We start from the raw sequence: 26,307 nt of genomic DNA, 5'->3' as shown, positions 1-26,307 counted from the left end.
CGAAGTCCCTCCTTTTGTTCAAAAGTAAATAAAATTAATATTGTGAGCTTAGTTCGGGCCTCTGAATGATTCTTATCATCAGACCGGGTGACATTGTAACAGACCCTTATGTTTTTTCACCAAAATAAAAACAGGCTGTATTCGCTGACGATAGTCGCCTAATGTGCCAACGTACAACCTTTGTACAATCATTTGAATATTCACGAATAATTATACTGTCCACAATATCAAAGCGGATCATATAATATAGAAGAAAGTCGAATTATTGACTGTGTTCACATGGTTGTGGACATAAAGAATAACATACCTGAATAACTGTCCACATAATTATCCACAGACTGTGGACTCTTTTTAATCCACTCTAGCTTATTCACGAGTTAAAACACAAATATCATAACAAAAGAATAGCTTGTTTGCAATGTTTTTCGGGAGGTTATCCACAGAGGACATATCTTGTGGATCAAAACTGTCCACAGCACTAGATTTTGTGTAGAACCTGTCGATAAGTGATGTGAATAAGTGAAAAGTGTCGAAATGAGTTATCCACACGGGTGTTTTAAGAGGTTTGTAAATGATTTGATCAATCTTTATTTGGTGGAGATCATCGTAGATTTAAATGATTGCTTTTAGTTAAAGTGTGTTTGATATTTTAATTAAACTTGACAATTCCCCATGTCTTTTCTTATAATTACTTGGACTGTCTTTATACAGTTTATCCTCAGGGAGGTGTAATAGAATGAAAAGAACGTTTCAACCAAACACACGTAAACGTAAAAAAGTTCACGGTTTTCGTGCACGTATGAGCTCAGCTAACGGACGTAAAGTCCTTGCTCGTCGTCGCCGTAAAGGTAGAAAAGTATTGTCTGCATAGACCACTGATCATCAGTGGTCTTTTTTTAAGATAAGGTTTATAATATGCTTATCCAAGTAACACTGGGAGTGTGCGGATTGAATAGCAACTACCGGATTAAAAAGAATTCTGAGTTTCAGAACGTTTTCAAAAATGGAAACTCAACTGCAAACAGACAATTTGTTGTGTATGTATTAAAGCGAAATGATCAGCCTCAATTTCGATTAGGTCTTTCAGTAAGTAAGAGGATCGGCAATGCTGTGACACGAAATCGTGTGAAGCGACTTGTGAAAGAATCATTCCATCAGTTGTCAGATCAAATCAAATTCCCTTACGATTTTGTCGTAATTGCACGAAAACCTACTTCAGAGATGAGTTTCGAAGAAGTGAAGAGCAGCTTAACTCATGTGCTTAATAGAGCTCGTGTGTTGAGAGGTGTGAAACAAGTTAGTAAAGGAAGGGATTCTAAATGAAGAAAGTGGCTTTGATGCTAATTCGCGTCTATCAGAAGTTTATTTCTCCATTAACTCCCCCATCTTGCCGTTTCTACCCATCCTGTTCTCATTACAGTTTCGAATCTTACCAGAAGCATGGATTTATTAAGGGCTCCTGGTTGACGGTTAAAAGAATTTCAAAGTGCCACCCCTTTCATCCTGGCGGTTTTGATCCTGTACCGGATAAAAGGGACTAGTGGCATGCTTTTACTACATAAATCATTGTCGAGATATGATTGCAAGGAGGATGAAGCGTGAGGAAAAAAATAACCCTCGCATTTCTATTGATTGGTCTCGTTGCGGTCCTTTCAGGATGTAACATTAACGAGCCGATTGATGCAGAAAGCACGGGATTTTGGAGCGAATACATTGTATATCCGCTTTCCGCAGTCTTAACATTTTTCGCTGATTTGACTGGTGATGGAAATTATGGACTGTCTATTATTATTGTTACGATTTTAATTCGACTTCTACTACTTCCATTGATGATCAAACAAACGAGAAGTTCAAAAGCGATGCAGGAACTGCAGCCAGAAATGCAGAAACTTAAAGAAAAGTACAGCAGTAAAGACCAGAAGACGCAACAGCAGCTTCAGCAAGAAACAATGCAGCTCTTTCAACAGAATGGTGTTAACCCGCTTGCAGGTTGTCTACCAATCTTAGTGCAAATGCCGATTCTTTTAGGTTTTTACCATGCTATTATGCGTACACAAGCAATTGAAACACATACTTTCCTCTGGTTTAGCCTTGGCTCTCCAGATATAATTCTGGCAGTCACTGCTGGTATAACAACCTTCATTCAGCAGAAAATCATGATGGGTAGCGGTGGAACGGTGCAGCCTCAAATGAAGATGCTTCTATACGTTATGCCAATTATGATTATTGTCTTTGCTATTAACTTCCCTGCAGCGCTAGCGCTATATTGGGTTGTAGGTAACATCTTTATGATTGCGCAAACTTACTTTATTACGAAACCTACCATTAAAACCGCTGATACGAATACGGGGGGAGCGAAGAAGTGAGAAGCGTTACGGTAACGGGAAAAACGATTGAAGATGCCATTGAAAATGCGCTGAATCAAATCGGGACTGTTCAAGAGAATGTTAATATTGAAGTGTTAGAAGAGCCTAAAAAAGGATTTTTAGGTTTTGGAGGAAGGCCCGCCCGCATCAAAGTAAGCGAGAAACCTGACATCATAGAGCAAACAAGGGCTTTTTTAGAAAAAGTCATTAGCAATATGGGAGTAGAAGCCAGTATAGAAGGTAGAAGAGAGGATCGCGATCTTTATTTTACTCTATCTGGTGAAAAAATTGCGATATTGATAGGGAAACGCGGCCAAACTCTTAATTCTTTGCAATATTTGACAAATCTTGCCGCGAATCGATTTTCTGACCGATTTGTCCGTGTAGTACTCGATGCTGAGAACTACCGTGAAAGACGTGAAGAGACGCTAAGAAAGTTAGTCGATCGTCTTGCAGACAAAGCGATGGTTACGAAAAAGGATATACAGCTAGAACCGATGCCGTCGTTAGAACGTAAGGTAATTCACCTTTATTTGAAAGAAAAGAAGGGGATTTCCACTCACTCAGATGGAAAAGATCCACATCGCCGTGTGGTTATTGTTCCACGTAATAAATGATATGAAACCTTCGGGCACTTTGCCCGAAGGTTTTTTTGAGGAAAGATTGGGTTTTCTTTACTAGAAATCTCCATTCTTTTCACCCTTCTTAGGCTGGTTGTATGGAAAGCAAACTTATTTCTTTTTTTATGAAAATGGGTTACACTAAAAGGTATTGTGGATTAGTCTGTAGCTTTAAGATATGAAGTTATCCACTGTGGATAATTGGTTAAACTAATACTAGCTTATATTATATAGAAAACGTAAATAAATAGAATAAAGAAGTGTGATTAGAGAGGTGAATAACTTTGGAATATGAAACGATTGCTGCAATATCGACTCCAATGGGAGAAGGGGCAATTGCGATTGTCCGACTTAGTGGTTCAGAGGCGGTTGCGATAGCTGATCGGCTATATAAGGGCAAACAGGCGTTAGAATCCGTTGATTCTCATACGATTCATTATGGTCATTTGATTGATCCTGATACTGAGCAGGTTGCTGAAGAAGTGATGGTTTCAATTATGAAAGGACCCCGGACATTTACGAGAGAGGATATTGTCGAGATCAACTGTCACGGTGGACTGGTATCTGTAAACCGTGTGCTTGAGTTGGTTTTGCGTAGTGGTGCACGCCTTGCAGAGCCAGGTGAATTCACTAAACGAGCTTTTTTGAATGGTCGAATTGACTTGTCGCAAGCAGAGGCTGTTATTGATTTGATTCGAGCAAAAACGGATCGAGCAATGAATGTTGCGTTAAATCAAATGGAGGGTCGCTTATCGACGCTGATTGCTACCTTGAGACAGCAACTCCTTGAGACAGTTGCTCATGTTGAAGTGAACATTGACTACCCTGAATATGATGCAGAAGAAATGACGCAAGATCTTTTAACCACGCAATTAAAGCAGGTGGCTAAGGAAATTGAAGGTATTCTAATTACAGCACGACAGGGAAAAATTTTGCGTGAAGGTTTATCTACTGTTATCGTGGGACGGCCAAACGTTGGTAAATCATCCTTATTGAATAGTCTTGTTCACGAAAACAAGGCAATAGTGACAGACGTTCCTGGTACGACCCGAGATGTTATTGAGGAATATGTTAATGTAAGAGGCGTGCCTTTAAGATTAGTGGATACAGCGGGAATTCGGGAAACGGAAGATCTGGTCGAGCGAATAGGTGTTGAACGTTCACGTGAACGCTTGAAACAAGCTGATCTCATCTTGCTTGTGCTTAATTATAATGATGAGTTGACGCATGAAGATGAGAAGTTGTTCGAAGCGGTAAAAGGCATGGATGTTATTATTATCGTGAATAAAACGGATCTAGATGAGAAACTAGATTTAACTAAGGTAAAAGAATTAGCAGAAGAGCATCCAATGATTACGACTTCATTAAAACATGAACAAGGCGTTGATGAGCTTGAACAATCCATCTCTGAACTGTTCTTTGCAGGTGAAGTAGAGTCACAGGATTTAACATATGTATCTAATTCACGTCATATTGCTTTGTTAGAACAATCGCGAAGAACGCTTGATGATGCGTTAGGCGCTGTTGAAGCAGGAATGCCGGTTGATATGGTACAAATTGATATTACTCGAACGTGGGAAATTCTTGGAGAGATTATTGGTGATACAGTATCTGAGAGTTTGATCGATCAGTTATTTTCACAGTTTTGTCTTGGGAAATAAGATGATAAAAGGAGGAATACGGCAATGGGTTATAAAGCCGATTCTTATGATGTTATAGTCGTCGGAGCAGGTCATGCCGGTGTGGAAGCGGGACTCGCTTCAGCAAGAATGGGTGCGAAAACACTCATGCTTACACTTAACTTAGACTCTGTCGCTTTCATGCCATGTAACCCGAGTGTAGGAGGTCCTGCAAAGGGAATTGTTGTGCGGGAAATTGATGCACTTGGTGGAGAAATGGGACGAAATATAGATAAAACGCATATTCAAATGCGTATGTTAAATACAGGTAAGGGGCCTGCTGTACGTGCACTGCGTGCACAGGCTGATAAAGTACTGTATCAAAGTGAAATGAAACGAACCATTGAAGAACAGGATAATCTTACGCTCTTACAGGGCATGGTTGAGAAACTAATCGTTGAGGATGGCGTCTGCAAAGGAGTTATTACGAAAACGGGTGCAGAGTTCGAGGCGAAATCTGTTGTTTTAACAACTGGTACGTTCATGCGCGGTCGCGTTATTATTGGAGATCTTTCATATGAAAGTGGCCCTAATAACATGCAGCCTTCCGTTAATTTGTCGCACCATTTGGAGGAATTGGGCTTTGAGATGGTTCGTTTTAAGACAGGAACTCCTCCGCGTGTAAATAATAAATCTATTGATTATAGTAAAACTGAAATTCAGCCCGGCGATGAAAAACCGCGTGCATTTTCATATGAAACAACAGAATTTATTACAGACCAGCTGCCATGTTGGTTAACTTATACGGGTGAAGCAACGCATAAGCTCATCAATGATAACTTGCATCGATCTCCGATGTATTCAGGTATGATTGAAGGGACGGGCCCAAGGTATTGCCCATCAATTGAAGATAAAATTGTTCGCTTTAATGATAAGCCCCGTCACCAAATTTTCCTTGAACCAGAAGGACGCAATACGAAGGAAGTATATGTGCAGGGTCTTTCAACAAGCCTTCCAGAGGATTTGCAGCAACAAATTCTTAAAACCGTACCTGGTCTTGAAAATGTTGAAATGATGCGTGCAGGCTATGCCATCGAATATGATGTTATTGTTCCGACCCAATTGTGGCCTTCACTTGAAACAAAAACAGTGAAAAACCTCTTTACTGCAGGACAGTTAAACGGTACTTCAGGATATGAAGAGGCAGCAGGTCAGGGAATCATGTCTGGTATTAACGCTGCAAGGAATGCACAGGAGCGTGAAGCGGTGATTCTGGATCGTTCTCAAGGGTACATTGGCGTTATGATCGATGACCTTGTGACGAAAGGAACGAACGAGCCATATCGTCTATTAACATCACGAGCAGAATATCGTCTTCTTCTTCGTCACGATAATGCAGATTTAAGACTAACAGAACTCGGTTATGACATCGGCATGATTCCTAAAGAACGCTATGATCGTTTCCTTGCTAAAAAAGAAATGATCGAGCAAGAAATGAAGCGTCTTGCGAAGATTGTGATTAAACCAGGCGAGCAGGTTAATGATGTTCTTCCGGAGAATAGTACTGAATTGAAGGAAGCTATTCACGCAGCTAATTTATTGAAGAGACCGGAAGTAACTTATCAAGAGATTCATCAACTAGCACCAGCAGACTTTGAAATTCCTGAAGATGTTTCAGAACAAGTTGAGATTCAGATTAAATATAGCGGCTATATTAATAAAAGTCTTCAACAAGTGGAACGTATGAAGAAAATGGATGAAAAGAAAATTCCTGAGGGCATAGATTATTATGCGATTGGTGGTCTTGCAACTGAAGCGAAGCAAAAACTTGATGAGGTTCGCCCTCTTTCAATTGGTCAGGCTTCGCGTGTATCAGGAGTTAATCCAGCTGATGTATCGATCTTACTTGTGTATATCGAACAGGGGAAAATCGCTAAAATTGCAAAATAATGTACTAGTGGAGGGTCTATGAACGAGCAACAGTTTCAGGAGTTGTTAGAGGAGAAAGGGATTACTCTTTCTCCTGAACAGCTTCAACAATTTCAAACATACTATGAAATTCTAGTTGAATGGAACGAGAAAATGAATCTGACAGCTATCACTGATAAAGAGGAAGTCTACGAAAAGCACTTCTTTGATTCAATCATGGCGGCGTTCTCATTTGATTTCTCTTCTGACTATCATATTTGCGATGTGGGAGCGGGCGCAGGTTTCCCAAGTTTGCCTATTAAAATTTGTTTTCCACATTTAAGCATCACTATTGTCGATTCACTTAACAAGAGAATCGGTTTCTTAGAACACCTTTCATCAAAACTTAAGCTAACAAATGTGTCATTTTATCATGACCGTGCTGAATTATTTGGTAAAAACAAAGATCATCGTGAAAAGTATGATGTTGTCACAGCAAGAGCCGTTGCAAGACTTTCTGTCCTTGGTGAGTTGTGTCTTCCTCTCGTTAAACCAAACGGTTATTTTGTTGCGCTAAAAGGCCCAGGTGTAGAGGATGAATTAGAGTCTGGTAAACAGGCGATTAAGCTTCTTGGTGGAGAAGTTGTGAAACGAGATACGCTAACACTACCTAAAGAAAAGAGTGAGCGTAATATCGTTACAATTAAAAAAATCAAAACAACTCCAAAAAAATATCCAAGAAAGCCAGGCACACCAAATAAAAATCCTTTATAATAAAGATGGACTGCATTTGAACGGATAGGTGTTTCACATGGAACGCTGCTACGACGGAAGGAATTCGGTTTTGAAGCAGCGAATCAGTTAAGGAGTCGATTAAAGGTGGTGTTAGGCGATGAAGCATACGTTTTCACGTCTTTTCGGTTTGAACGATGAAAAAAGCGAGACGATGGAAGCAGAACAAGAGGAAGTGAAACAGCTTCTTGTTGAGGATATTATCCCAAACCGTTTCCAACCTCGAACAATTTTTATAGATGAGAGAATTACTGAACTATCTCAGACGATAAAGACCCATGGAGTTATTCAGCCGATCGTGGTTCGAGAACGTGAAGGCAAGTATGAAATTATTGCCGGGGAAAGACGCTGGAGAGCAGTGAAAAAGCTAGGTTGGGAGCGAATTCCTGCCATTATTAAGGAATTTAACGATTCTCAAACAGCCTCTATTGCGCTTATCGAGAACCTGCAGCGTGAAGAGCTAACAGCTGTTGAAGAAGCTATGGCTTATGCCCAGCTTATTGAGCTACATGATTTAACTCAGGAGAGCCTCGCTCAGCGACTTGGCAAAGGGCAATCTACTATTGCGAATAAGCTTAGATTACTGAAGCTCCCCGAGCCTGTTCAAAGAGCGCTTCTCGAGAAAAAAATCACGGAGAGACACGCTCGTGCTTTGATTCCACTTAAGAATCCTGAGAATCAAGTAAAAGTTCTCACAGAAGTTCTTGAAAGACAATGGAATGTGAAGCAGACGGAAGAACGTGTTGTTCGTATGCTAGAAGGCACTGTACCTAAACCGAAGCCTAGAAAAAAATCGGTTAGTAAAGATATGAGGTTGGCTGTCAATACGATCCGTCAATCGCTTGATATGGTAACAGAGACTGGTTTAACGATTGATACAGATGAAGAAGACCATGACGAATACTATCAATTTACGATCCGAATACCTAAAAAGAAGTAAACTCATCCAAACTGGATGAGTTTTTTTTGTACATATAAAACGTTAAACAGATAGTATTAACTTCAAATATGCTGAGCTGTTTTCTGTTTCTATCTCTTTCAGGGAGGAAATGGAATTTTATTGAGAATACCGTCCGGCTAATAACAAACGTGATAAAATAGAAAGAAAGAATGGTTGGAGAATGGGGTGACATCTTGGTGAATATTGTTGCTGTAGCAAATCAAAAAGGCGGAGTGGGAAAGACGACCACTTCAGTGAATATAAGTGCCTGTCTCGCCTATCTTGGTAAAAGGGTCTTGCTTGTTGACATTGATCCTCAGGGGAATGCAACAAGTGGCGTTGGGATTGAGAAAGGCGATATTGAAAAATGTGTGTATAACATCCTCGTAGATGACCTAGATGCTGGAGACATTATTCAGGAGACGATTGTTGAGAATTTGCACGTCATTCCTTCAACAATTCAGCTTGCAGGAGCAGAGATCGAACTTGTTCCCACCATTTCCCGGGAAGTAAGATTGAAAAGGGCGCTAAATAAAGTTGAAAAAAACTATGATTATATTATAATTGATTGTCCTCCATCGTTGGGGTTATTAACAATTAATGCTCTTACAGCCGCAGATGCAGTGCTTATTCCTGTCCAATGCGAATACTATGCACTTGAAGGACTAAGTCAGTTACTTAATACAGTACGACTCGTCCAAAAGCATTTAAATACAGAATTAAAGATTGAAGGAGTACTGTTAACAATGCTTGATGCAAGGACAAACCTTGGTATTCAAGTGATTGAAGAAGTTAAAAAGTACTTCCAAGAAAAAGTCTATCGAGTGATCATACCAAGGAATGTACGTTTGAGTGAGGCGCCAAGTCATGGGAAGCCAATCATTGTCTATGATCCAAAATCTCGAGGGGCTGAATGCTATTTAGAACTTGCAAAGGAAGTGTTAGTCAATGACTAATCGTGGTTTGGGTAAGGGAATTAACGCCTTTTTCCCTTCCCAAAATGAGAACGAGACTGTGAGGGATATTCCCGTTAATGAGCTTCGTCCTAACCCTTATCAACCGAGAAAGAAGTTTAGTACTGAAGCGATTGAAGAATTAAGTGCTTCGATTCAAACTTTCGGTGTCCTCCAGCCATTAATCGTTCGTCAAAGCATTAAAGGCTATGAAATTGTTGTAGGTGAGCGGAGGTATAGGGCTTCTTTAGAAGCAGGTCTTACAACCGTTCCAGCTGTTGTGAAAGATTTAACAGATCGAAAAATGATGGAAATTGCCTTAATTGAAAACTTGCAGCGTGAGAATCTAAATCCGATTGAAGAGGCGCATGCTTACCAGAAACTGATGGAAGAAACAGATGTGACACAGGAAGAATTGTCAAAACGCCTGGGTAAAAGTAGACCGCATCTCGCTAATTTCCTTCGTCTTTTACAGTTACCTTCTGAAGTACAGGAGTATATTTCAGACGGAAAGCTCACGATGGGGCATGGGCGGGCGATACTTGGATTAAAAAATAAAGAAGCTAGAAAGCCACTTGCGGATCGAGTTCTTCAGGAGAAATTAAACGTTCGCCAGCTAGAGAAGTTAATTACGGAATTGAATCAGAATGTTTCACGTGAAACAAAGAGAAAAGAGAAGTCAGATCCGTTTCTTAAGGAAAAGGAAGATCACCTTCGTGAGCGATTTGGAACGTCGGTTTCAATTAAAAGAATGAAGAAAAAAGGTAAAATAGAGATTGAGTTTTTCTCAGAAGAAGATCTAAATCGCATATTAGAAGTGTTAGAGAAAGAAGATAACGAATAAAAGCATAAACTGACATTCAGTTTATGCTTTTATTCTAGCTTAGTACAATTTGAAACGAACTTAATGGGGTGGTAATGTGATTTATCTTGATCAAGCGGCAACGTCCTTTCCTAAGCCGCCTGAAGTTGTTCAGGCTATGACTGAGTGTATGACCGAATACGCGGCAAATCCAGGTCGTGGTGGACATGCTTTATCCAAGCGCGCTGATAACATGATTGTACAAGCACGTGAACAGCTGGCTGATTTCTTTGGTTTTGACCAACCTGAACGCGTTTGTTTTACAGCAAACGCTACAGGAGCTCTTAATCAGGCAATAAAAGGTTTTTCCTTCAATGAAGGGGATCATGTATTAACCACTTCTTATGAACACAACTCAGTACGTCGTCCTTTAGAATATATGAAGAAAACTTCAGGAATTGAAGTGGATTACATTAATCTGGAGACGACTGAGGAATTTGATGTGGAGGCATTCTGCAATGCCGTACGATCTTCTACAAAAATGATTATTGTTTCACATGGCTCTAATCTAACTGGTAAAATTATTCCTATCGATGAGATTGGAAAAATAGCCAGAGAAAAGGGAATTACGTTTCTCGTAGATGCCTCCCAAACAGCTGGTATTATTCCTATTCATATGGAGCAAATGAGCGTTGATCTATTGGCTTTCCCAGGTCATAAAGGTTTACTTGGTCCGCAGGGTACAGGTGTACTAATGGTTAGCAAAGCGGTTGAGCTTAATCCTATATATCATGGCGGTACGGGGAGTAGTTCTGAGTTGGTCGATCAGCCACTAAAATACCCTGAACGCCTTGAGAGCGGAACCGTCAATACACCAGGAATTGCCGGGTTATTAGCAGGTCTCAATGCAGTGAAGAAAATGGGTCTTCATAAAATAAGAATGCATGAACTGCATTTAACTGGGCTTCTAATAAATGGATTAAAAGAAATTAATTATGTGAAGGTGTATGGACCTAATAAAGAACGCCTTGGAGTTATCCCTTTTACTATTGAAGGAATTGATGCTCAGGAAATTGCAATTATACTTGATCAGCATTACGAGATTGCAGTAAGAGCAGGCCTACACTGTACTCCACTTGGACATGAAACGATCGGAACGACCACTACTGGAGCGGTACGATTAAGTGTGGGACCTTATAATTCAATAGATGAAATTAATAAAACCATCCAAGCAGTAGAAGAAATTGTTGAGGGGTACTTTGGCTGAGGAGATGTAGGAAATGGTATTATTAGGAACAGTTGTGAATGGTGCAGCCATTATTGCGGGTACGCTGATTGGCACGGTTAGCAGTCGCATCCCTGAACAAACGAAAACGACAATTATGCAGGGACTAGCTTTAGTTGTTTCTGTTATCGGACTACAAATGGCCATGAAAAGCGAGCAGTTCTTAATTGTAATTGGCAGTCTGGTGCTGGGCGGTATACTAGGTGAGTATTGGAATCTAGAAGGAAAGCTGAATGGTTTAGGGAAGTGGATTGAGAGAAAAACTGGTGCTGCTTCGGAAGGCAGCGTAGCTCAAGCTTTTGTAACAGCTACACTCGTTTACGTTGTTGGTGCTATGGCTATTCTTGGGGCACTTGATAGTGGCCTACGAAATGATCACTCAATATTATTTACAAAGTCTTTAATAGATGGTTTTACTGCAATTATGTTTACAGCAACGCTAGGTTATGGTGTATTGTTTTCAGCAATACCCGTAATGCTGTATCAGGGAGTTCTTGCTCTCTTTGCTGCACAGATAAACCAGTTTGTCCCCCAAGCCCTTCTCGATGCGTTTATTGCAGAGGTAACTTCTGCAGGAGGAATTATGATTCTAGCAATTGGATTGAACTTGCTCGGTATTGTTAAAATTCGAGTAGCTAACTTTCTCCCTGCTTTATTAATTGCAGCTATTCTTGTCTCAAGTCTGTACCTGATGCCTTCGATGTTTTAGAATGCGATTATTTAATCAGGTTTTGTTAAGCAGTCAAAAATCAAGAAACCATATGATTTAGTAACAGAGATCTATATTAAAAAGACCCGTACTCTGGTTTTGTAAATGACCAGGATACGGGTCTTTTTGTCGACGTTATGGAAGTTGAAGAAGGTCATCTCCCCAATTTAAGGCATTGTTCTTCTCGAGTGACATATCTGATCCATATGCTTCAATAGATTGATGAAGACTTATAGCCATAACATCAGCCATTTTCATAACTAAATTTAATCGTGTATTTTGCAAAACAAAGTATTCCATGAATCCACTAACATTCACGATCCCTGTTAAATGAATATCCCCAACTTCTGGGAGCTCTTTTTTTACTCCCGCACCTGGCTTCACAGGGCCCTCTCCTGCCGTAATAATTCCAACAGAGTGAAGACGTCCGAGACAAGCATCAATTCCGATAATAAATGGACGAGTGTGCGTCTGTTCAATTGATGTCATCACTTCATTTAAATTCACAGCATGAACTGGTGACTCAAGCGTACCGTATACTGTTGCTTTTGGCTGAAGCTGCTGCAATTTGCTTCCAACAAGCGGGCCTAAAGCGTCTCCCGTTGAACGATCCGTTCCGATGCAAACGATCACAATTGAATCTGTTCTTCTCGTTGGCAGCAGAAGCGAAATCCTCTCACTAAGTGTTTCTATAGCAAGATCATCCTCATGATGGATTCGATATGCAGCAGGTTTTTTTTGAAAAAACTTGTCTCGAAGATTCATAGGATTCTCTCCTTTGTAATAGTAGTAACAGTATACGGAATTTTGACGTGATCTATACATACAAGATCATTTCTGCCGTGGATTTTACTTCAATTTCGTATTGAGTAAGACTAGGAGGGAATGCCATGATAAGCGGTGGAATGAAATGGTTGTTTCTTATATTAGGAACGATGATTGGTGCAGGCTATGCATCAGGGAGAGAACTGTGGCAATTTTTTGGTCATGAAAGCGTACTGGCTATCATTTTATTTACAGTCATGTTCTCGATTTGTTGTTATGTGATTATGAAAATAAGTTACGAAACGAAATCCACTCATTATTTGCCGATTTTGGAACGACTTGTGGGCAAAAAGTTAACCGGAATCTATGATTTACTCATTATCCTGTATTTGTTTACAACAACGATTGTAATGTTTGCAGGTGGTGGGGCAACGATGGAAGTGGTTCATCTACCTTATTGGTTAGGTATTTGTATTCTTGCTGTATTAGTTATTATCCTTTTCTTCTGGGATATCAACGGGATGTTATCAATGAATGCCATTATTCTTCCTTTGCTTATTATTCTCTTACTTTCAGTACTTGGATTGTTCATTCACTCGAATCCCTCAGCTATGCTTTTTAATTGGACAAAACAAGCGAACTGGCCAGCGGCTTTTACGTTCACAGCGCTAAATATTTTACCACTTGTCGCAGTCCTTTCAGCCGTCGGTCATCAAATTAAGCATAAAGGAGAAATTTGGATTGCGAGCCTTGGAAGTGGATTAATTCTCGGGGGAGTGTCTTTTCTTTATAATCAATCACTCATACAGGTGGCTCATGACCTTCTTTTATACGAGATCCCATTGTTTGCGATCTTAAAAACGTATCCGTACTATATGATTTTGATTATGTCTGTCTTACTATGGTTAGCCATATACACTACAGCTGTAAGTGGAGTCTTTGGTCTTACATCGAGATTTCGAGATTTGCTTGGTCTTCCTCTATGGATTGTCGCTTTTATTATTGTCATGATTATGCTTCCGTTTACTGCGTTTGGTTTTTCTACACTAATTGCTTTTTTATACCCTCTGTACGGTGTACTAAATCTCTATATTTTAGCATCTATCTTGATTTTCCCAGTTCTTAAACGGTATGATTTGTTATCATAGTACTAAAAACTGGGAGGTATGTGGATTGGATTGGTTCGATTCTTTGTGGACGCCTACATATCAGTATTTATCCAATCGTGAGCTTTGGGGGAATATGGTCAAAAGTGCACTTACTATTTTAGCTATTTTAATTGGTACATGGATCTTTTTGCGAATAGCAAAATCAGCATTAGGTCAGATTTTCTCTATTCGTTTAAAAAGCCCCCTCCGGTTATCGGAACGTAGAGAAGCGACTCTCATAAGGTTGATTGAGAATGTTCTAACCTATGTTACTTATTTTGTTGCACTAGTTATGATTTTGAGTGAATTTGGCGTAGACGTTCGGACCCTAATTGCTGGAGCCGGAGTGGTTGGTCTTGCTGTAGGTTTCGGGGCACAGAACCTTGTGCGTGATGTTATTACAGGTTTCTTTATTATTTTCGAAAAACAGTTTTCTGTAGGCGATTATGTCCGTATCTCTAGTGTAGAAGGATTTGTTGAAGAAATTGGACTACGCGTTACGAAAATTAAAAGTTGGACAGGAGAACTTCATATCCTACCGAATGGTAACATTAATCAAGTAACGAATTATTCTATTCATAATAGTATTGCCGTTGTTGATGTGAACATTGCGTATGAAGAACATATACAAGAAGCCGAGAAAGTGATCATTGATTTAATGGACGAGCTGTATGAGCAGTTTGATGCTATGATTGTGAAACCGGAATATCTTGGAGTCCAGGATTTAGGGCAGTCAGAAGTAGTTCTTCGTATTATCTCAGAAGTGCATCCAATGGAGCACTGGGTCATAGGGCGAGAAATCCGAAAAGCGGTTAAACAACGTTTTGATGAAATTGGTATTGAAATTGCTCTGCCACGCGTTGTCATGTATCAGCGTGATGAGCAAAGTGAAGTAAAAGAAAAAGCATAAAGGGGGAATCCTTATGTCTGATAAAGACTTTGGCTTGAATGACATTGTCGAAATGAAAAAAGCGCATCCGTGTGGAGAAAACCGTTGGAAAGTAATTCGAATGGGAGCAGATATCCGAATCAAGTGTCTCGGATGTGACCATAGTGTGATGCTTCCAAGAAAAGAGTTCTCTAGAAAATTGAAAAAAGTTCTTGAGCATGCAGAATCTTGACCGTCCATTTTGGGCGGTCATTTTACTTATAGAGAAAGGGGGACGCTTGTTTTTTTGCTTCGTCATCTCTATAATTGGTAAGGTATGTCGTTCGTTGAACAAGATGATCAAAAAAGTCTATTTATGGCTCATTTAGCCATCTTTATTTTTATAAAAATCGCCTTCTGAGGCAGATACTTTAAAGGAGTGACCGAGATGGCATTAACCACCGGTATTGTAGGACTTCCGAATGTTGGGAAGTCAACTTTATTTAACGCAATTACACAGGCAGGAGCAGAGTCAGCTAACTATCCGTTCTGTACAATTGATCCGAACGTTGGAATTGTAGAAGTTCCAGATGAGCGTCTTCAAAAGCTAACTGAGCTTGTAAATCCAAAGAAGACTGTACCAACAGCTTTTGAATTTACAGATATTGCTGGGATTGTTAAAGGGGCAAGTAAAGGCGAAGGCCTAGGAAACAAGTTTCTTTCTCATATTCGTCAAGTAGATGCGATTTCTCAAGTTGTTCGCTGTTTCGATGATGAGAATATTACACACGTTTCTGGTAAAGTAGATCCCATTTCTGATATTGAAACGATTAACCTTGAGCTAGTCCTTGCAGACCTTGAATCAGTAGAAAAGCGCATCGCCCGTGTTCAGAAAATGGCGAAGCAAAAAGATAAGGAAGCGCTAGCTGAATTTAACGTTCTCACAAAGCTTAAGGAAGCATTTGAAGAAGAACAGCCTGCTCGAAGCGTAGAGCTAACGGAAGAAGAAGAGAAAATTGTTTACGGCTACCATCTATTAACGAAAAAGCCTGTTCTTTACGTAGCAAACGTTGACGAAGATGATCTTCTGGACCCAACTGATAATGAATATGTGGCTAAAGTTCGTGAATATGCTGCAAAAGAAGGCGCAGAAGTTATCGTCGTTTGTGCGAAGATTGAATCCGAACTCGCTGAACTTGAAGGCGAAGAAAAAGATGCATTTCTTGAAGACATCGGAATCTCTGAGCCGGGATTGAATAAATTAATCCGCGCTTCCTATGACCTTCTTGGACTAGCTACTTACTTCACAGCTGGTGAGCAAGAAGTTCGTGCGTGGACATTCCGTCTTGGAATGAAAGCTCCACAAGCAGCTGGTATTATCCATACAGACTTCGAACGTGGTTTTATCCGCGCAGAAATTGTAGCTTATGATGACCTAGTTGAAGCTGGGACAATGGCTATCGCGAAAGAAAAAGGAAAAGTTCGTCTTGAAGGAAAAGAGTACATTGTAAAAGACGGAGACGTGATTCATTTCCGCTTTAACGTTTAAGATATAGGTTCTTTTCTAAAAGATTGTTGTTTTGAAAGGGTTTTGTATAAAAAATCCACACGTAGCTGATTGGAGCGGAAGGTGCTCACCGCCCGCTTCGCGGAAAGCGAGCATCCTGAAGCGGAAATCAACCAGTCTATAGATTCAATTTCTACGGGACTTGCTAATAAAGAATTAATTTGGTATAATCTAAAGCTGTGAGTAATTATCTTTGTATACTTACTCCTTGCTCTTAATTACCATTGAGAGCCGTTAGACCAAAAGGAGGTGAACGGAATGCGTAACTACGAAATTATGTACATTATCCGTCCAAACATTGAAGAGGATGCACAGAAAGCTCTTGTTGAGCGTTTCAACGGTATCCTTACAGACAATGGTGCGGAAATTAATGAAACTAAAGAAATGGGTAAGAAGCGTCTTGCTTATGAAATCGAGAATTTCAACAGCGGGATCTACATGCTTCTTAACATTAACAGTAATACTGAAGCGATTGAAGAGTTCAGCCGTTTGATGAAAATCAACGACGATGTTCTTCGTTTCATGACGATCAACCTAGAAGAAGCTAAAAAGTAATTGTTTTATAAATAGGAGGGGTTCTGATGCTGAATCGCGTCGTATTAGTTGGACGTTTAACAAAAGACCCTGAATTGCGTTATACCCCTAGTGGCGTAGCGGTTGCGAACTTTACACTTGCTGTAAATCGCCCGTTTACGAATCAGCAGGGAGACCGCGAAGCTGATTTTATCAACATTGTTGTATGGCGCAGACAGGCAGAAAATGCAGCCAATTTCTTGAAAAAAGGCAGCCTTGCTGGTGTAGATGGACGAGTTCAGACTCGCTCTTACGATAATAGCCAGGGACAGCGTGTGTTTGTGACAGAAGTGATGGCTGAAAGCGTCCAATTTCTCGAGCCTAAAGGTGCAAACCAGGGCGGTGGCGGAAGCGGCAACAGTAGCAACTACGGTGGCGGCAACCAAAACAGAGAAACCGGCGGTTACGGGAATCAGAACCAAAATCGTGATAACAACCGTGATCACTCCAATTTTGGAGATGACCCGTTTGCGAGCGATGGCAAGCCGATCGACATTTCAGATGATGACTTGCCGTTCTAATACTCTCTGTTTCGAGCGGTGAAAACAGAGATCGAATTTTAAATGCAAAGGAGGTAACTACCCATGGCAAGACCAGGTGGACGCAGAGGTCGTCGTAAAAAGGTTTGTTTCTTCACAGTAAACAAAATCACTTACATCGACTATAAAGATACAGATCTTCTTAAGCGTTTCGTATCTGAGCGTGGAAAAATTCTTCCACGTCGTGTAACAGGTACTAGCGCTAAATATCAACGTCAATTGACTCGTGCGGTTAAACGTGCTCGTCAAATGGCTTTACTACCATACGTACTTGGTGAGTAAGTTTTAAAACAGTGGGACATTGTCCCACTGTTTTTTTTCTATACAAGTTTATTCTGAAATAATGTTTTTTTACATTGTTGGAGAATAAGTGGTTTATGACTTCACATATTGAGGGAATAAGAACCTTACAAGAGATCTGTAAGGAGGAACCACAATAATGAAGAATGTGGAAACAACAACAATTAATCTGACAGAGCAGCTTAGTATGAACTCCCTTATGGCATTCGTAAAAAAAGCGAAATCGTTTAACAGTCACGTGTCACTCTATCGTAATGGTCATAGCATTAACGCAAAGAACTTAACAAGCTTAATAACGTTCAATCTTACGGTGAAAGAAAATGACTCACTTCTTCTTATTGCTGACGGTGAGGATGCTACCGAAGCATCTATGCAATTAGAAAAATGGCTTCAAAATGAAATGGATAGCGCAAAAGAAGAGTCTTTATCTCTTATGTAATACATAGTAGGCTGTTGAGAAAACAGCCTTTTCTTAATGCTTACTATTCAAATTAATGAAACATTTGCTGAAACGGGCAGAAATTCTTACAATGTAGTAAGGGGATTTCGACCCGTTTTTTTGAATTTCATAAAAGGTAGTTTATTGAATTCGTGTAAATACTGGTATGGTAGGGCGTGAGACTGAATGTAGATTTATTTAGTAGTCGAACGTTATCGTTCGCTTTACTGATCTAGCTGCAGTGGCCAGTCTCTCGATCACTTCACCTTTTCCTCTGAACACAAAGACCGTGTTCAAATGAAAAGGTTCCAGTGCTTGTCGAGCCTAATCGGCCACTTCCGCTTTACTGATCCAGCTGCAGTGGGCAGGTCCTCGAGTCGCTTCAACCTTTCATCCGAACACAAAGACCGTGTTCAAATGAAAGGTCTCCAGCGCTTGTCGGACCTAATCGCCCACTTCCGCTTTATTGATCTAGCTGCGCGGGCCAAATCCTTCGGCTGTTTCGCCCAATCGAATGAGACAAAAAGCGCCTCAGTCTCATGGGCTCCAACAGCCTGCGGATTTTAGCAGGCCCGCTCCGCTTTACTGATCCAGCTGCAGTGGGCAGTCTCTCGATCACTTCACCTTTTCCTCTGAACACAAAGACCGTGTTCAAATGAAAAGGTTACAGTGCTTATCGAGCCTAATCGCCCACTTCCGCTTTACAGAAAAGGAGTTAATGATGAAGAATCGTGCTGTTGTACCGTTAGTTGAAGGGGCTGCGCTTGCGGCTGTGTTTGCTGTTTTATTTTTGGTAACGATGTATGTACCCGTTGTTGGTGTAATTACTTTATGGGCTCTTCCAGTGCCGTTTATTTTAATGGTAGTTCGGAATGGGTTGAAGAGTGGATTGGTGATGTGGGCCGTAACTATTGTTATTGGGGTATTAACAGCTGGTATACCTTCGTTTGCTTTTACCTTAGTATTTAGTCTTGGTGGTTTAACTGCAGGGTACTTATATTATCTTCGTAAATCTGCGCTTGCTGTTTTACTTGGAAGTACCATTGCCTATGTTGTTGGTTTGGTTATCATTTTCATTTCAAGTATTTTACTTATTGGTCAAAATCCAGCAGATTTATCTATGGAAATGATGAATCAATCTTTTCAACAGGCTGAGTCAATGGCGAAAGCTTTAGGAGGGAATTCGGATCAAATTGCTCAGGCTAGGGAGCAAATTAGTTTAATTCGATATCTTATCCCAACTGTTCTTGTATTAATGGGGGCAGTTATTGCGCTTATATCTCAACTTATTTCAGTGCCGATTTTAAAGAGGGTAGGAAATTTTCATCCACCAGTCTTTCCACCAATCCGAGAATGGTCATTTCCGAAGAGTTTTTTATGGTATTATTTAGTTGTTACTATTGTTATGATGGTAGGATTAGAAGAAGGATCTGCTGTATTTGTTGCATCCATTAACGTTTACTTAATACTCAACGCACTGATATTTGTTCAGGGGCTTGCAGTCATTTACTTTTTTAGCCATCAAAAGGGGTGGCCCATCGTCGTGCCAATTCTGTTAACGGTTCTTGGCTTCGCACTAACATCATTTATTGTTATTATTGGAATCATTGATCTTGGTTTCGAATTGCGAAGGAGAATGAAATCATAGGTAGGAGCTGAAAGTATGCCAAAGTTTTTAACGAAACGGTGGCATGGTTATCATGTGGTAGCCTTGTTCGTCATTTCCATCCTGTTTATCGGCATCATCACCTATTACAACTGGATATTAGGGGTTGGAAGCGTAGTGGTCATGACGCTTCTTGTTTATACAGCGATTCGAGCTGAATCTTTATTTCAAGCTGCACTCAGGGATTACGTATCAACTCTGTCTCACCGTGTGAAGAAGGTGGGAGACGAGGCTCTGATGGAGATGCCTTTTGGAATATTGCTGTATGATGAGGATTATCACATCGAATGGACCAATCCATATTTGCCTATCATGATGGAGAAAGAGCAATTGATAGGACTTTCGTTGAATGATATATCGGAGCAAATTATTCCCTTTTTGAAGTCAGAAGCGAATGAAGAAATTTTAACGATCCATGATCGTAAGTACAAAACGTATTTCAAACAAGAAGAAAGACTTCTCTATTTCTTCGATGTGAGTGAAAAGGTAGAAATACAACGTCTTTATAGCGAAGAAAAAACGGTTGTTGGGATTGTTTATCTGGATAACTATGAAGAAGTAACCCAGGGACTTGGCGATCAGGTGCGTAGTAACTTAAACAGCTCTGTTACCTCGATTCTGAATAACTGGGCTGATGAGCAGGGAATATTCTTGAAGCGAAGTTCATCTGAGAAATTCTTTGCTGTATTAAACCAAAAGATCCTTCAGGATTTGGAGAAAAATAAATTCTCTATCCTTGATGAGGTGCGTGAAGCTACTTCGAAAGAGAACATTTCCATTACATTGAGTATTGGTATTGGTAGTGGTCACAGTACACTTACGGAACTTGGTCAATTAGCTCAGTCTAGTCTTGATTTAGCGCTTGGACGTGGTGGTGACCAGGTGGCGATTAAGCAGACAACCGGGAAAGTGAAGTTCTATGGAGGAAAGACCAATCCGATTGAAAAGCGGACAAGGGTTCGAGCACGAGTTATTTCTCACGCTTTAAGAGAACTTGTACTGGATAGTGATCAAGTCATTATTATGGGACACAAAAATCCCGATATGGATTCCATCGGCGCTTCGATAGGTATATTAAAAGTAGCACAGGCCAATGGAAAAGAAGGTTCTATCGTTTTTGATCAAAATCAGCGGACAAGTGGTGTCTCAAGATTAATGGAAGAGATTGAAGGGAATGACCAACTTTGGGCTCGCTTTATTGATCCTGAAGATGCGCTCGAGAATTGTACACCGAATACGCTTCTAGTTGTCGTCGATACCCATAAACCTTCTCTTGTAATGGAAGAGCGCCTTTTACAAAAGCTTGACCATGTGGTTGTCATTGATCATCATAGACGTGGAGAAGAGTTTATTGAAGATCCAGTTCTTGTTTATATGGAGCCATATGCTTCTTCTACAGCTGAACTTGTAACGGAACTCTTTGAATACCAGCCGAAAAGGCTCAAAATGGACATTATGGAAGCAACAGCTCTTTTGGCAGGGATTATTGTGGATACAAAAAGCTTTACGCTTAGAACCGGCTCTAGAACGTTTGACGCTGCATCCTATTTAAGGGCACATGGAGCTGATACTGTTCTTGTACAGGAATTTCTACGTGAAGACATTGCACAGTATATTAGGAGAGCCAGAATTATAGAGAAATCGCACATATATCGAAGCGGTATTGCGATTGCACTCGGTGAAAGAGACCAAACATACGATCAAGTATTGATTGCACAAGCCGCAGACACGCTCTTATCAATGAGCGGCGTGATTGCTTCTTTCGTTATTTCGAAACGAACTGATGGTAAAATTAGCATTAGCGCAAGATCGCTTGGTGATGTTAATGTTCAGATTATAATGGAAGGCCTTAATGGCGGTGGACATTTAACCAATGCTGCGACGCAAATTGATTCTGGATCAATCGAAGAAGCAGAAGAATTGCTTAAGGAAACAATTGATAACTATTTGGAAGGGAGCGAAGATGAATCATGAAAGTGATTTTCTTAGAAGATGTAAAAGGTAAAGGTAAAAAAGGCGAAGTGAAAAATGTGGCAGACGGTTATGCTCGTAACCATCTGTTGAAGAATAATCTAGCTCTAGAAGCAAATAATGCAAATATGAAAACTTTAAAAGCAAAACAGCGCAGTGATGATAAAAAGGCTCAGGAAGAGCTTGATGAGGCAAAAGCGCTGAAAGAAACAATCGAAAGCCTTGAAGTTGAATTGGAAACAAAATCTGGTGAAGGCGGCCGTTTATTTGGATCCATTACAAGTAAAAATATTGCTGAAGAACTGAAAAAGCACGACATCAAAGTGGATAAACGTAAAATCGAGCTTGATGAACCAATCCGTTCACTGGGATACACGAATGTACCCATTAAATTGCACCATGATGTAACAGCAACTGTTAAAGTACATGTGGTAGAGCAATAATAGGTGATCACGGGTGGAAAATAGCGAAATGCTCAGGGGGAAAACAACATGAGTGATTTATTTGCTGATCGTACGCCACCTCAAAATATAGAAGCTGAACAAGCGGTAATCGGTGCTGTTTTCTTAGAAATTGATGCACTCACAACAGCAACGGAAGTATTGCAGCCAGAAGACTTTTATAGAGCGGCACATCAGAAGATTTTCTCTGTCATGATTGATCTCTCCGAGAAGGGTGAGCCTGTCGATCTTGTCACGGTTACATCAGAGCTGCAGGACCTTAAAATTCTTGAAGAAATTGGTGGAGTATCTTACCTAAGTGATCTGGCTAATTCAGTCCCTACGGCTGCGAACGTTGAGTATTATTCTAAAATTGTGGAAGAGAAATCAATCTTAAGAAGACTTATTCGCGCCGCCACAGATATAGCTTCCGATGGCTATGCGAAAGAAAATGAGATTGAAAACCTTCTATCAGAAGCTGAGAAATCCATTATGGAGGTTTCTCAGCGAAAGAATACAGGAGCTTTTATATCTATTAAAGATGTTCTTGTAACTGCCTATGATAATATTGAAATGCTACAAAACAGTACTGAAGATATTACAGGCATTCCTACAGGATTTTCTGAGCTTGATCGAATGACCGCAGGCTTTCAACGAAATGACTTGATCATTGTTGCAGCAAGACCTTCTGTAGGTAAGACAGCTTTTGCTCTTAACATTGCTCAAAATGTCGCTACGAAGACGGATGAAAATGTTGCGATCTTTAGTCTTGAGATGGGTGCTGAACAGCTTGTCATGCGTATGCTCTGTGCTGAAGGGAATATTGATGCACAACGTCTTCGAACAGGTGGACTGACAGGAGATGACTGGCAGAAGCTGACGATGGCTATGGGTAGTCTTTCAAATGCCGGTATTTATATTGATGATACTCCTGGTATTCGAGTTGGTGATATTCGTGCTAAATGTCGACGCTTGAAGCAGGAGAAGGGCCTTGGCATGATTCTAATTGATTATATGCAGCTTATTCGTGGTAATGGATCTGGGGAGAACAGACAACAAGAAGTTTCCGAAATATCGAGGTCCTTAAAAGGCATTGCACGTGAACTTGAAGTACCTCTCATTTCACTATCACAGCTCTCTCGTGGAGTTGAGTCGAGACAGGATAAAAGACCAATGATGTCTGATATACGTGAATCTGGAAGTATTGAGCAGGATGCTGATATTGTCGCGTTCTTATACCGAGATGATTATTATGATAAGGAATCGGAAAATAAAAACATCATTGAAATTATTATTGCAAAGCAGCGAAATGGTCCAGTTGGAACAGTAGAGCTTGCATTTGTGAAAGAATACAATAAATTCGTTAACCTGGAAAGGCGTCATGATGAAGGTGACATGCCACCAGGTGCCTAAAAAAGCCTCTTTTATGAGGCTTTTTTATTATAGTTCACAAAAATGAGCATAATAAAAGCACTACATTTGTCTTATTTTTATTCGAAAGGAATAACTAAATAACGAACATAATTATATTTATTTATATAATTGTTCGGGTTTGTTGACTTACAACCATCAAATTGGTACACTTACCCTGGGTTTTTTAAAAAAAGAAGTATGCTTCTTGATGAATTAATCGTAGGAAGCATCTGGAGGTGCTCAAATGCCATCAGTAGTTGTGGTAGGAACACAGTGGGGCGATGAAGGTAAAGGAAAGATTACGGATTACCTCTCGGAAAATGCAGAAGTTGTCGCTCGTTATCAGGGTGGAAACAATGCAGGACATACAATTGTATTTAATGATACGAAGTACAAACTTCACTTGATTCCATCAGGAATTTTTTATGACGATAAAATTTGTGTCATCGGAAACGGAATGGTTGTTGATCCAAAAGCTGTTCTTGAAGAACTTGCCTATTTACATGAACGCAATATTAATACAGATAACCTGCGCATTAGCAATCGCGCACATGTTATTCTTCCTTATCACTTGAAGCTTGATGTCGTGGAAGAAGAGTACAAAGGCGAAAATAAAATTGGCACAACGAAAAAAGGAATTGGCCCAGCATATATGGACAAAGCTGCAAGAGTGGGAATCCGTATTTGTGATCTTCTTGACAGAGAAGTATTTGAAGAGAAGCTGGAGCGTAACCTAACTGATAAAAATCGTCTTCTAGAGAAAATGTATGAAGTTGAAGGCTTTAAAAAAGAAGATATTCTTGAAGAATACTACGAATACGGCCAAAAGATTGCAAAGTATGTTGTAGATACTTCAGTGGTCCTTAATGATGCCATTGATGAAGGGCGTCGTGTTCTATTTGAAGGTGCACAAGGTGTCATGCTTGATATCGATCAGGGTACATACCCATTTGTAACGTCTTCAAATCCAATTGCTGGTGGGGTTACAATTGGTTCAGGTGTAGGACCTAGTAAAATTAATCATGTTGTTGGTGTTTCGAAGGCTTATACGACACGAGTAGGTGACGGCCCGTTCCCTACTGAGCTTCATGATGAAGTAGGCGACCAAATTCGTGAAGTAGGAAATGAATATGGTACAACGACTGGCAGACCGCGCAGAGTTGGCTGGTTCGACAGCGTTGTAGTACGACATGCACGCCGCGTAAGCGGAATTACCGATCTTTCTCTAAATTCCATTGATGTACTGACTGGCATCGAAACGCTTAAAATTTGTACAGCCTATAAGTACAAAGGTGAAGTTATTGAAGAGTTCCCAGCAAGCCTTAAGGTTCTTGCTGAATGTGAACCTGTTTATGAAGAAATGCCTGGTTGGACAGAAGATATTACTGGTGTGAAAAACCTTGGTGATTTACCACCTAACGCACGTCACTACATTGAGCGTGTTTCACAATTGACAGGTATTCCATTATCAATCTTCTCAGTAGGTCCAGACCGTAATCAAACAAATATGATTCGTGGCGTTTTTGCTTAATTGATCGAGCTGGCAGCTGAGACTGCCAGCTTTTTTTAGAACATTAGAAGTTGGAAAATTCTGCAGAAAAACGATTTTTGTGGTAAACTTGGACTATCAAAATTGTTAAACTTTGATGAGGTGTTCGCATGAGTCGGAATAAAAGACAGGTCTTTCGTCAGCAGCTTGACGTTCCTTTTGCTGCAAGGATGAGAATTATTGAAAAGAACACACCTGTCGCTACGGATTTTAACCATAAAATTTATATTCATGATATCGGACTCGAAGGTATTGGTTTTTCTGTAGATTTTGAAGCGCCAATGCATACGAATATGGAGTTTTCGATTAAGTTAAATGATGAACCATTTCGCATTACAGGTGAAGTGGTGTGGGGGAAGCCAAACGACCCTAATGATCCAAACACAAGAGCAAGCCACTTTTTTGGTGTGAAGTTTCATCTCAAAACGGATAAGGAATCCTCACTCATTTTTCAAGAGGTCAATCGTTTCGCCATTAAACGTCATCGTCGGAAACAAGAAATTCGTGAAATGATGAAAGAGCGATTAAATAAACAGGCAAAGGGGTAAATTAAGACAGGGTTAACTTACTCCATGGCTGTTTTTTTATTTTCTTTTCAAGATCTCTTGCTTTTTATGAAATCCAATGATATGATAAATCTTGTCGTCGTTACAAGATACTTATGACGAGCCATTAGCTCAGTTGGTAGAGCATCTGACTTTTAATCAGAGGGTCGAAGGTTCGAGTCCTTCATGGCTCACCATTTTCTTTAGATGAAAATGATACATATCGTCGCGGGGTGGAGCAACGAGCGTTACTTCATTGAATCAACGTCGAGTTGTTTCGACGGATACGCATCGGAGCATAATCTTGCAGAGGACGAAACAGTGCACAGCATAAAGAAGCAAGTGCAGCAATCTTTCATTCATATCGTCGCGGGGTGGAGCAGTTCGGTAGCTCGTTGGGCTCATAACCCAAAGGTCGCAGGTTCAAATCCTGCCCCCGCAACCAAATAAAAATTTTAACTACGTCGATTAAACATCGATGATAAAATTTAATGGTAGTCCCTTTAGGGGCAACCTAAACTCACTGCTAG

The 26,307-nt window shown here is 40.3% G+C and carries 28 protein-coding genes and 2 tRNA genes; 29 read left to right on the top strand and 1 reads right to left on the bottom strand.

Going from position 1 to position 26,307, the window contains the following annotated elements; all coding sequences use genetic code 11:
- Window positions 1-736 precede the first annotated feature (736 nt).
- The 13 genes from rpmH to AC0VYO_RS21935 all read left to right on the top strand — a co-directional run bounded on the left by rpmH (window position 737) and on the right by AC0VYO_RS21935 (window position 11,994).
- Window positions 737-871 (top strand): 50S ribosomal protein L34, encoded by a 135-nt coding sequence (gene rpmH, locus AC0VYO_RS21995; protein ID WP_048311109.1) that lies wholly within the window; start codon window positions 737-739, stop codon window positions 869-871.
- A gap of 77 nt (window positions 872-948) precedes the next feature.
- Window positions 949-1,323, top strand: coding sequence for a ribonuclease P protein component (gene rnpA / locus AC0VYO_RS21990; protein WP_430244375.1), 375 nt, complete (start codon window positions 949-951; stop codon window positions 1,321-1,323).
- The gene (gene yidD, locus AC0VYO_RS21985) at window positions 1,320-1,541 is read left to right on the top strand and encodes a membrane protein insertion efficiency factor YidD (RefSeq protein WP_194218142.1); all 222 of its coding nucleotides are present in this window, start codon (window positions 1,320-1,322) and stop codon (window positions 1,539-1,541) included. Before rnpA ends, yidD begins: the two co-directional genes overlap by 4 nt.
- Window positions 1,542-1,598: 57 nt before the next feature.
- Complete coding sequence (gene spoIIIJ / locus AC0VYO_RS21980; protein ID WP_303532812.1) at window positions 1,599-2,366, top strand: YidC family membrane integrase SpoIIIJ; 768 nt, start codon at window positions 1,599-1,601, stop codon at window positions 2,364-2,366.
- Window positions 2,363-2,983, top strand: a complete 621-nt coding sequence (jag, locus tag AC0VYO_RS21975) for an RNA-binding cell elongation regulator Jag/EloR (protein WP_475368269.1) — start codon at window positions 2,363-2,365, stop codon at window positions 2,981-2,983. Before spoIIIJ ends, jag begins: the two co-directional genes overlap by 4 nt.
- A 287-nt stretch (window positions 2,984-3,270) precedes the next feature.
- On the top strand, window positions 3,271-4,647 hold the full coding sequence (gene mnmE / locus AC0VYO_RS21970; RefSeq protein ID WP_430244382.1) for a tRNA uridine-5-carboxymethylaminomethyl(34) synthesis GTPase MnmE: 1,377 nt from the start codon (window positions 3,271-3,273) through the stop codon (window positions 4,645-4,647).
- A gap of 24 nt (window positions 4,648-4,671) precedes the next feature.
- Window positions 4,672-6,555 (top strand): tRNA uridine-5-carboxymethylaminomethyl(34) synthesis enzyme MnmG, encoded by a 1,884-nt coding sequence (gene mnmG, locus AC0VYO_RS21965; protein ID WP_194218146.1) that lies wholly within the window; start codon window positions 4,672-4,674, stop codon window positions 6,553-6,555.
- A gap of 18 nt (window positions 6,556-6,573) precedes the next feature.
- Entirely contained in the window at window positions 6,574-7,287 is a 714-nt protein-coding gene (gene rsmG, locus AC0VYO_RS21960; RefSeq protein WP_226615958.1) for a 16S rRNA (guanine(527)-N(7))-methyltransferase RsmG, read from the top strand.
- 118 nt (window positions 7,288-7,405) lie between these two features.
- Entirely contained in the window at window positions 7,406-8,245 is an 840-nt protein-coding gene (gene noc / locus AC0VYO_RS21955) for a nucleoid occlusion protein (RefSeq protein ID WP_194218148.1), read from the top strand.
- A gap of 170 nt (window positions 8,246-8,415) precedes the next feature.
- Entirely contained in the window at window positions 8,416-9,201 is a 786-nt protein-coding gene (locus tag AC0VYO_RS21950; protein ID WP_475368268.1) for a ParA family protein, read from the top strand.
- Window positions 9,194-10,042: a ParB/RepB/Spo0J family partition protein gene (locus tag AC0VYO_RS21945; RefSeq protein WP_475366267.1), complete on the top strand. Its 849-nt coding sequence runs from the start codon at window positions 9,194-9,196 to the stop codon at window positions 10,040-10,042. Before AC0VYO_RS21950 ends, AC0VYO_RS21945 begins: the two co-directional genes overlap by 8 nt.
- 76 nt (window positions 10,043-10,118) lie before the next feature.
- A complete protein-coding gene (locus AC0VYO_RS21940; RefSeq protein ID WP_475368267.1) occupies window positions 10,119-11,267 on the top strand; it encodes an aminotransferase class V-fold PLP-dependent enzyme in 1,149 nt (382 codons plus the stop codon).
- Between the two features lie 13 nt (window positions 11,268-11,280).
- Window positions 11,281-11,994, top strand: a complete 714-nt coding sequence (locus tag AC0VYO_RS21935; protein WP_430244390.1) for a DUF554 domain-containing protein — start codon at window positions 11,281-11,283, stop codon at window positions 11,992-11,994.
- Window positions 11,995-12,129: 135 nt separating this feature from the next.
- Here the strand turns inward: AC0VYO_RS21935 and yyaC are convergent, their stop codons facing one another.
- Window positions 12,130-12,759, bottom strand: coding sequence for a spore protease YyaC (gene yyaC / locus AC0VYO_RS21930; protein ID WP_475368266.1), 630 nt, complete (start codon window positions 12,757-12,759; stop codon window positions 12,130-12,132).
- Window positions 12,760-12,884: 125 nt separating this feature from the next.
- Here yyaC and AC0VYO_RS21925 point away from each other — a divergent pair, with 125 nt between their 5' ends.
- The 16 genes from AC0VYO_RS21925 (at window position 12,885) to AC0VYO_RS21850 (ending at window position 26,222) form a co-directional block, all read left to right on the top strand.
- On the top strand, window positions 12,885-13,907 hold the full coding sequence (locus AC0VYO_RS21925; protein WP_194218154.1) for a YkvI family membrane protein: 1,023 nt from the start codon (window positions 12,885-12,887) through the stop codon (window positions 13,905-13,907).
- 25 nt (window positions 13,908-13,932) lie between these two features.
- Window positions 13,933-14,817 carry a mechanosensitive ion channel family protein gene (locus AC0VYO_RS21920; RefSeq protein WP_475366265.1) on the top strand — a complete coding sequence of 295 codons (885 nt, stop codon included), beginning with the start codon at window positions 13,933-13,935 and terminating at the stop codon, window positions 14,815-14,817.
- A 13-nt stretch (window positions 14,818-14,830) separates the two neighbouring features.
- Window positions 14,831-15,028 carry a DUF951 domain-containing protein gene (locus tag AC0VYO_RS21915; RefSeq protein WP_430244397.1) on the top strand — a complete coding sequence of 66 codons (198 nt, stop codon included), beginning with the start codon at window positions 14,831-14,833 and terminating at the stop codon, window positions 15,026-15,028.
- A 195-nt stretch (window positions 15,029-15,223) separates the two neighbouring features.
- Complete coding sequence (ychF, locus tag AC0VYO_RS21910; protein WP_194218157.1) at window positions 15,224-16,324, top strand: redox-regulated ATPase YchF; 1,101 nt, start codon at window positions 15,224-15,226, stop codon at window positions 16,322-16,324.
- Window positions 16,325-16,600: 276 nt separating this feature from the next.
- Complete coding sequence (rpsF, locus tag AC0VYO_RS21905) at window positions 16,601-16,897, top strand: 30S ribosomal protein S6 (RefSeq protein ID WP_194218158.1); 297 nt, start codon at window positions 16,601-16,603, stop codon at window positions 16,895-16,897.
- A gap of 26 nt (window positions 16,898-16,923) precedes the next feature.
- A complete protein-coding gene (gene ssb, locus AC0VYO_RS21900) occupies window positions 16,924-17,436 on the top strand; it encodes a single-stranded DNA-binding protein (protein WP_194218159.1) in 513 nt (170 codons plus the stop codon).
- A gap of 63 nt (window positions 17,437-17,499) precedes the next feature.
- Window positions 17,500-17,736 (top strand): 30S ribosomal protein S18, encoded by a 237-nt coding sequence (rpsR, locus tag AC0VYO_RS21895; RefSeq protein ID WP_048311135.1) that lies wholly within the window; start codon window positions 17,500-17,502, stop codon window positions 17,734-17,736.
- A gap of 157 nt (window positions 17,737-17,893) precedes the next feature.
- Window positions 17,894-18,193 (top strand): HPr family phosphocarrier protein, encoded by a 300-nt coding sequence (locus AC0VYO_RS21890; RefSeq protein ID WP_475366264.1) that lies wholly within the window; start codon window positions 17,894-17,896, stop codon window positions 18,191-18,193.
- Between the two features lie 721 nt (window positions 18,194-18,914).
- Window positions 18,915-19,841, top strand: coding sequence for a YybS family protein (locus AC0VYO_RS21885; protein WP_194218161.1), 927 nt, complete (start codon window positions 18,915-18,917; stop codon window positions 19,839-19,841).
- A gap of 15 nt (window positions 19,842-19,856) precedes the next feature.
- Window positions 19,857-21,833 carry a DHH family phosphoesterase gene (locus AC0VYO_RS21880; protein ID WP_194218162.1) on the top strand — a complete coding sequence of 659 codons (1,977 nt, stop codon included), beginning with the start codon at window positions 19,857-19,859 and terminating at the stop codon, window positions 21,831-21,833.
- Window positions 21,830-22,273: a 50S ribosomal protein L9 gene (rplI, locus tag AC0VYO_RS21875; protein WP_194218163.1), complete on the top strand. Its 444-nt coding sequence runs from the start codon at window positions 21,830-21,832 to the stop codon at window positions 22,271-22,273. Before AC0VYO_RS21880 ends, rplI begins: the two co-directional genes overlap by 4 nt.
- A 48-nt stretch (window positions 22,274-22,321) precedes the next feature.
- Complete coding sequence (gene dnaB / locus AC0VYO_RS21870; RefSeq protein ID WP_194218164.1) at window positions 22,322-23,683, top strand: replicative DNA helicase; 1,362 nt, start codon at window positions 22,322-22,324, stop codon at window positions 23,681-23,683.
- Between the two features lie 244 nt (window positions 23,684-23,927).
- Complete coding sequence (locus AC0VYO_RS21865) at window positions 23,928-25,214, top strand: adenylosuccinate synthase (protein ID WP_194218165.1); 1,287 nt, start codon at window positions 23,928-23,930, stop codon at window positions 25,212-25,214.
- Between the two features lie 128 nt (window positions 25,215-25,342).
- Window positions 25,343-25,780 carry a PilZ domain-containing protein gene (locus AC0VYO_RS21860; RefSeq protein ID WP_194218166.1) on the top strand — a complete coding sequence of 146 codons (438 nt, stop codon included), beginning with the start codon at window positions 25,343-25,345 and terminating at the stop codon, window positions 25,778-25,780.
- Window positions 25,781-25,898: 118 nt separating this feature from the next.
- Window positions 25,899-25,974: transfer RNA gene (locus AC0VYO_RS21855), tRNA-Lys, on the top strand.
- Between the two features lie 171 nt (window positions 25,975-26,145).
- A tRNA-Met gene (locus AC0VYO_RS21850) sits at window positions 26,146-26,222 on the top strand.
- Window positions 26,223-26,307 lie beyond the last annotated feature (85 nt).

It is taken from the genome of Anaerobacillus sp. 63XJN7_4_ISO-PGPR-S23-413, from assembly GCF_056173725.1.
Note: the sequence above shows the minus strand (reverse complement) of the source record. Positions and strands in the feature narration are given on the sequence as shown.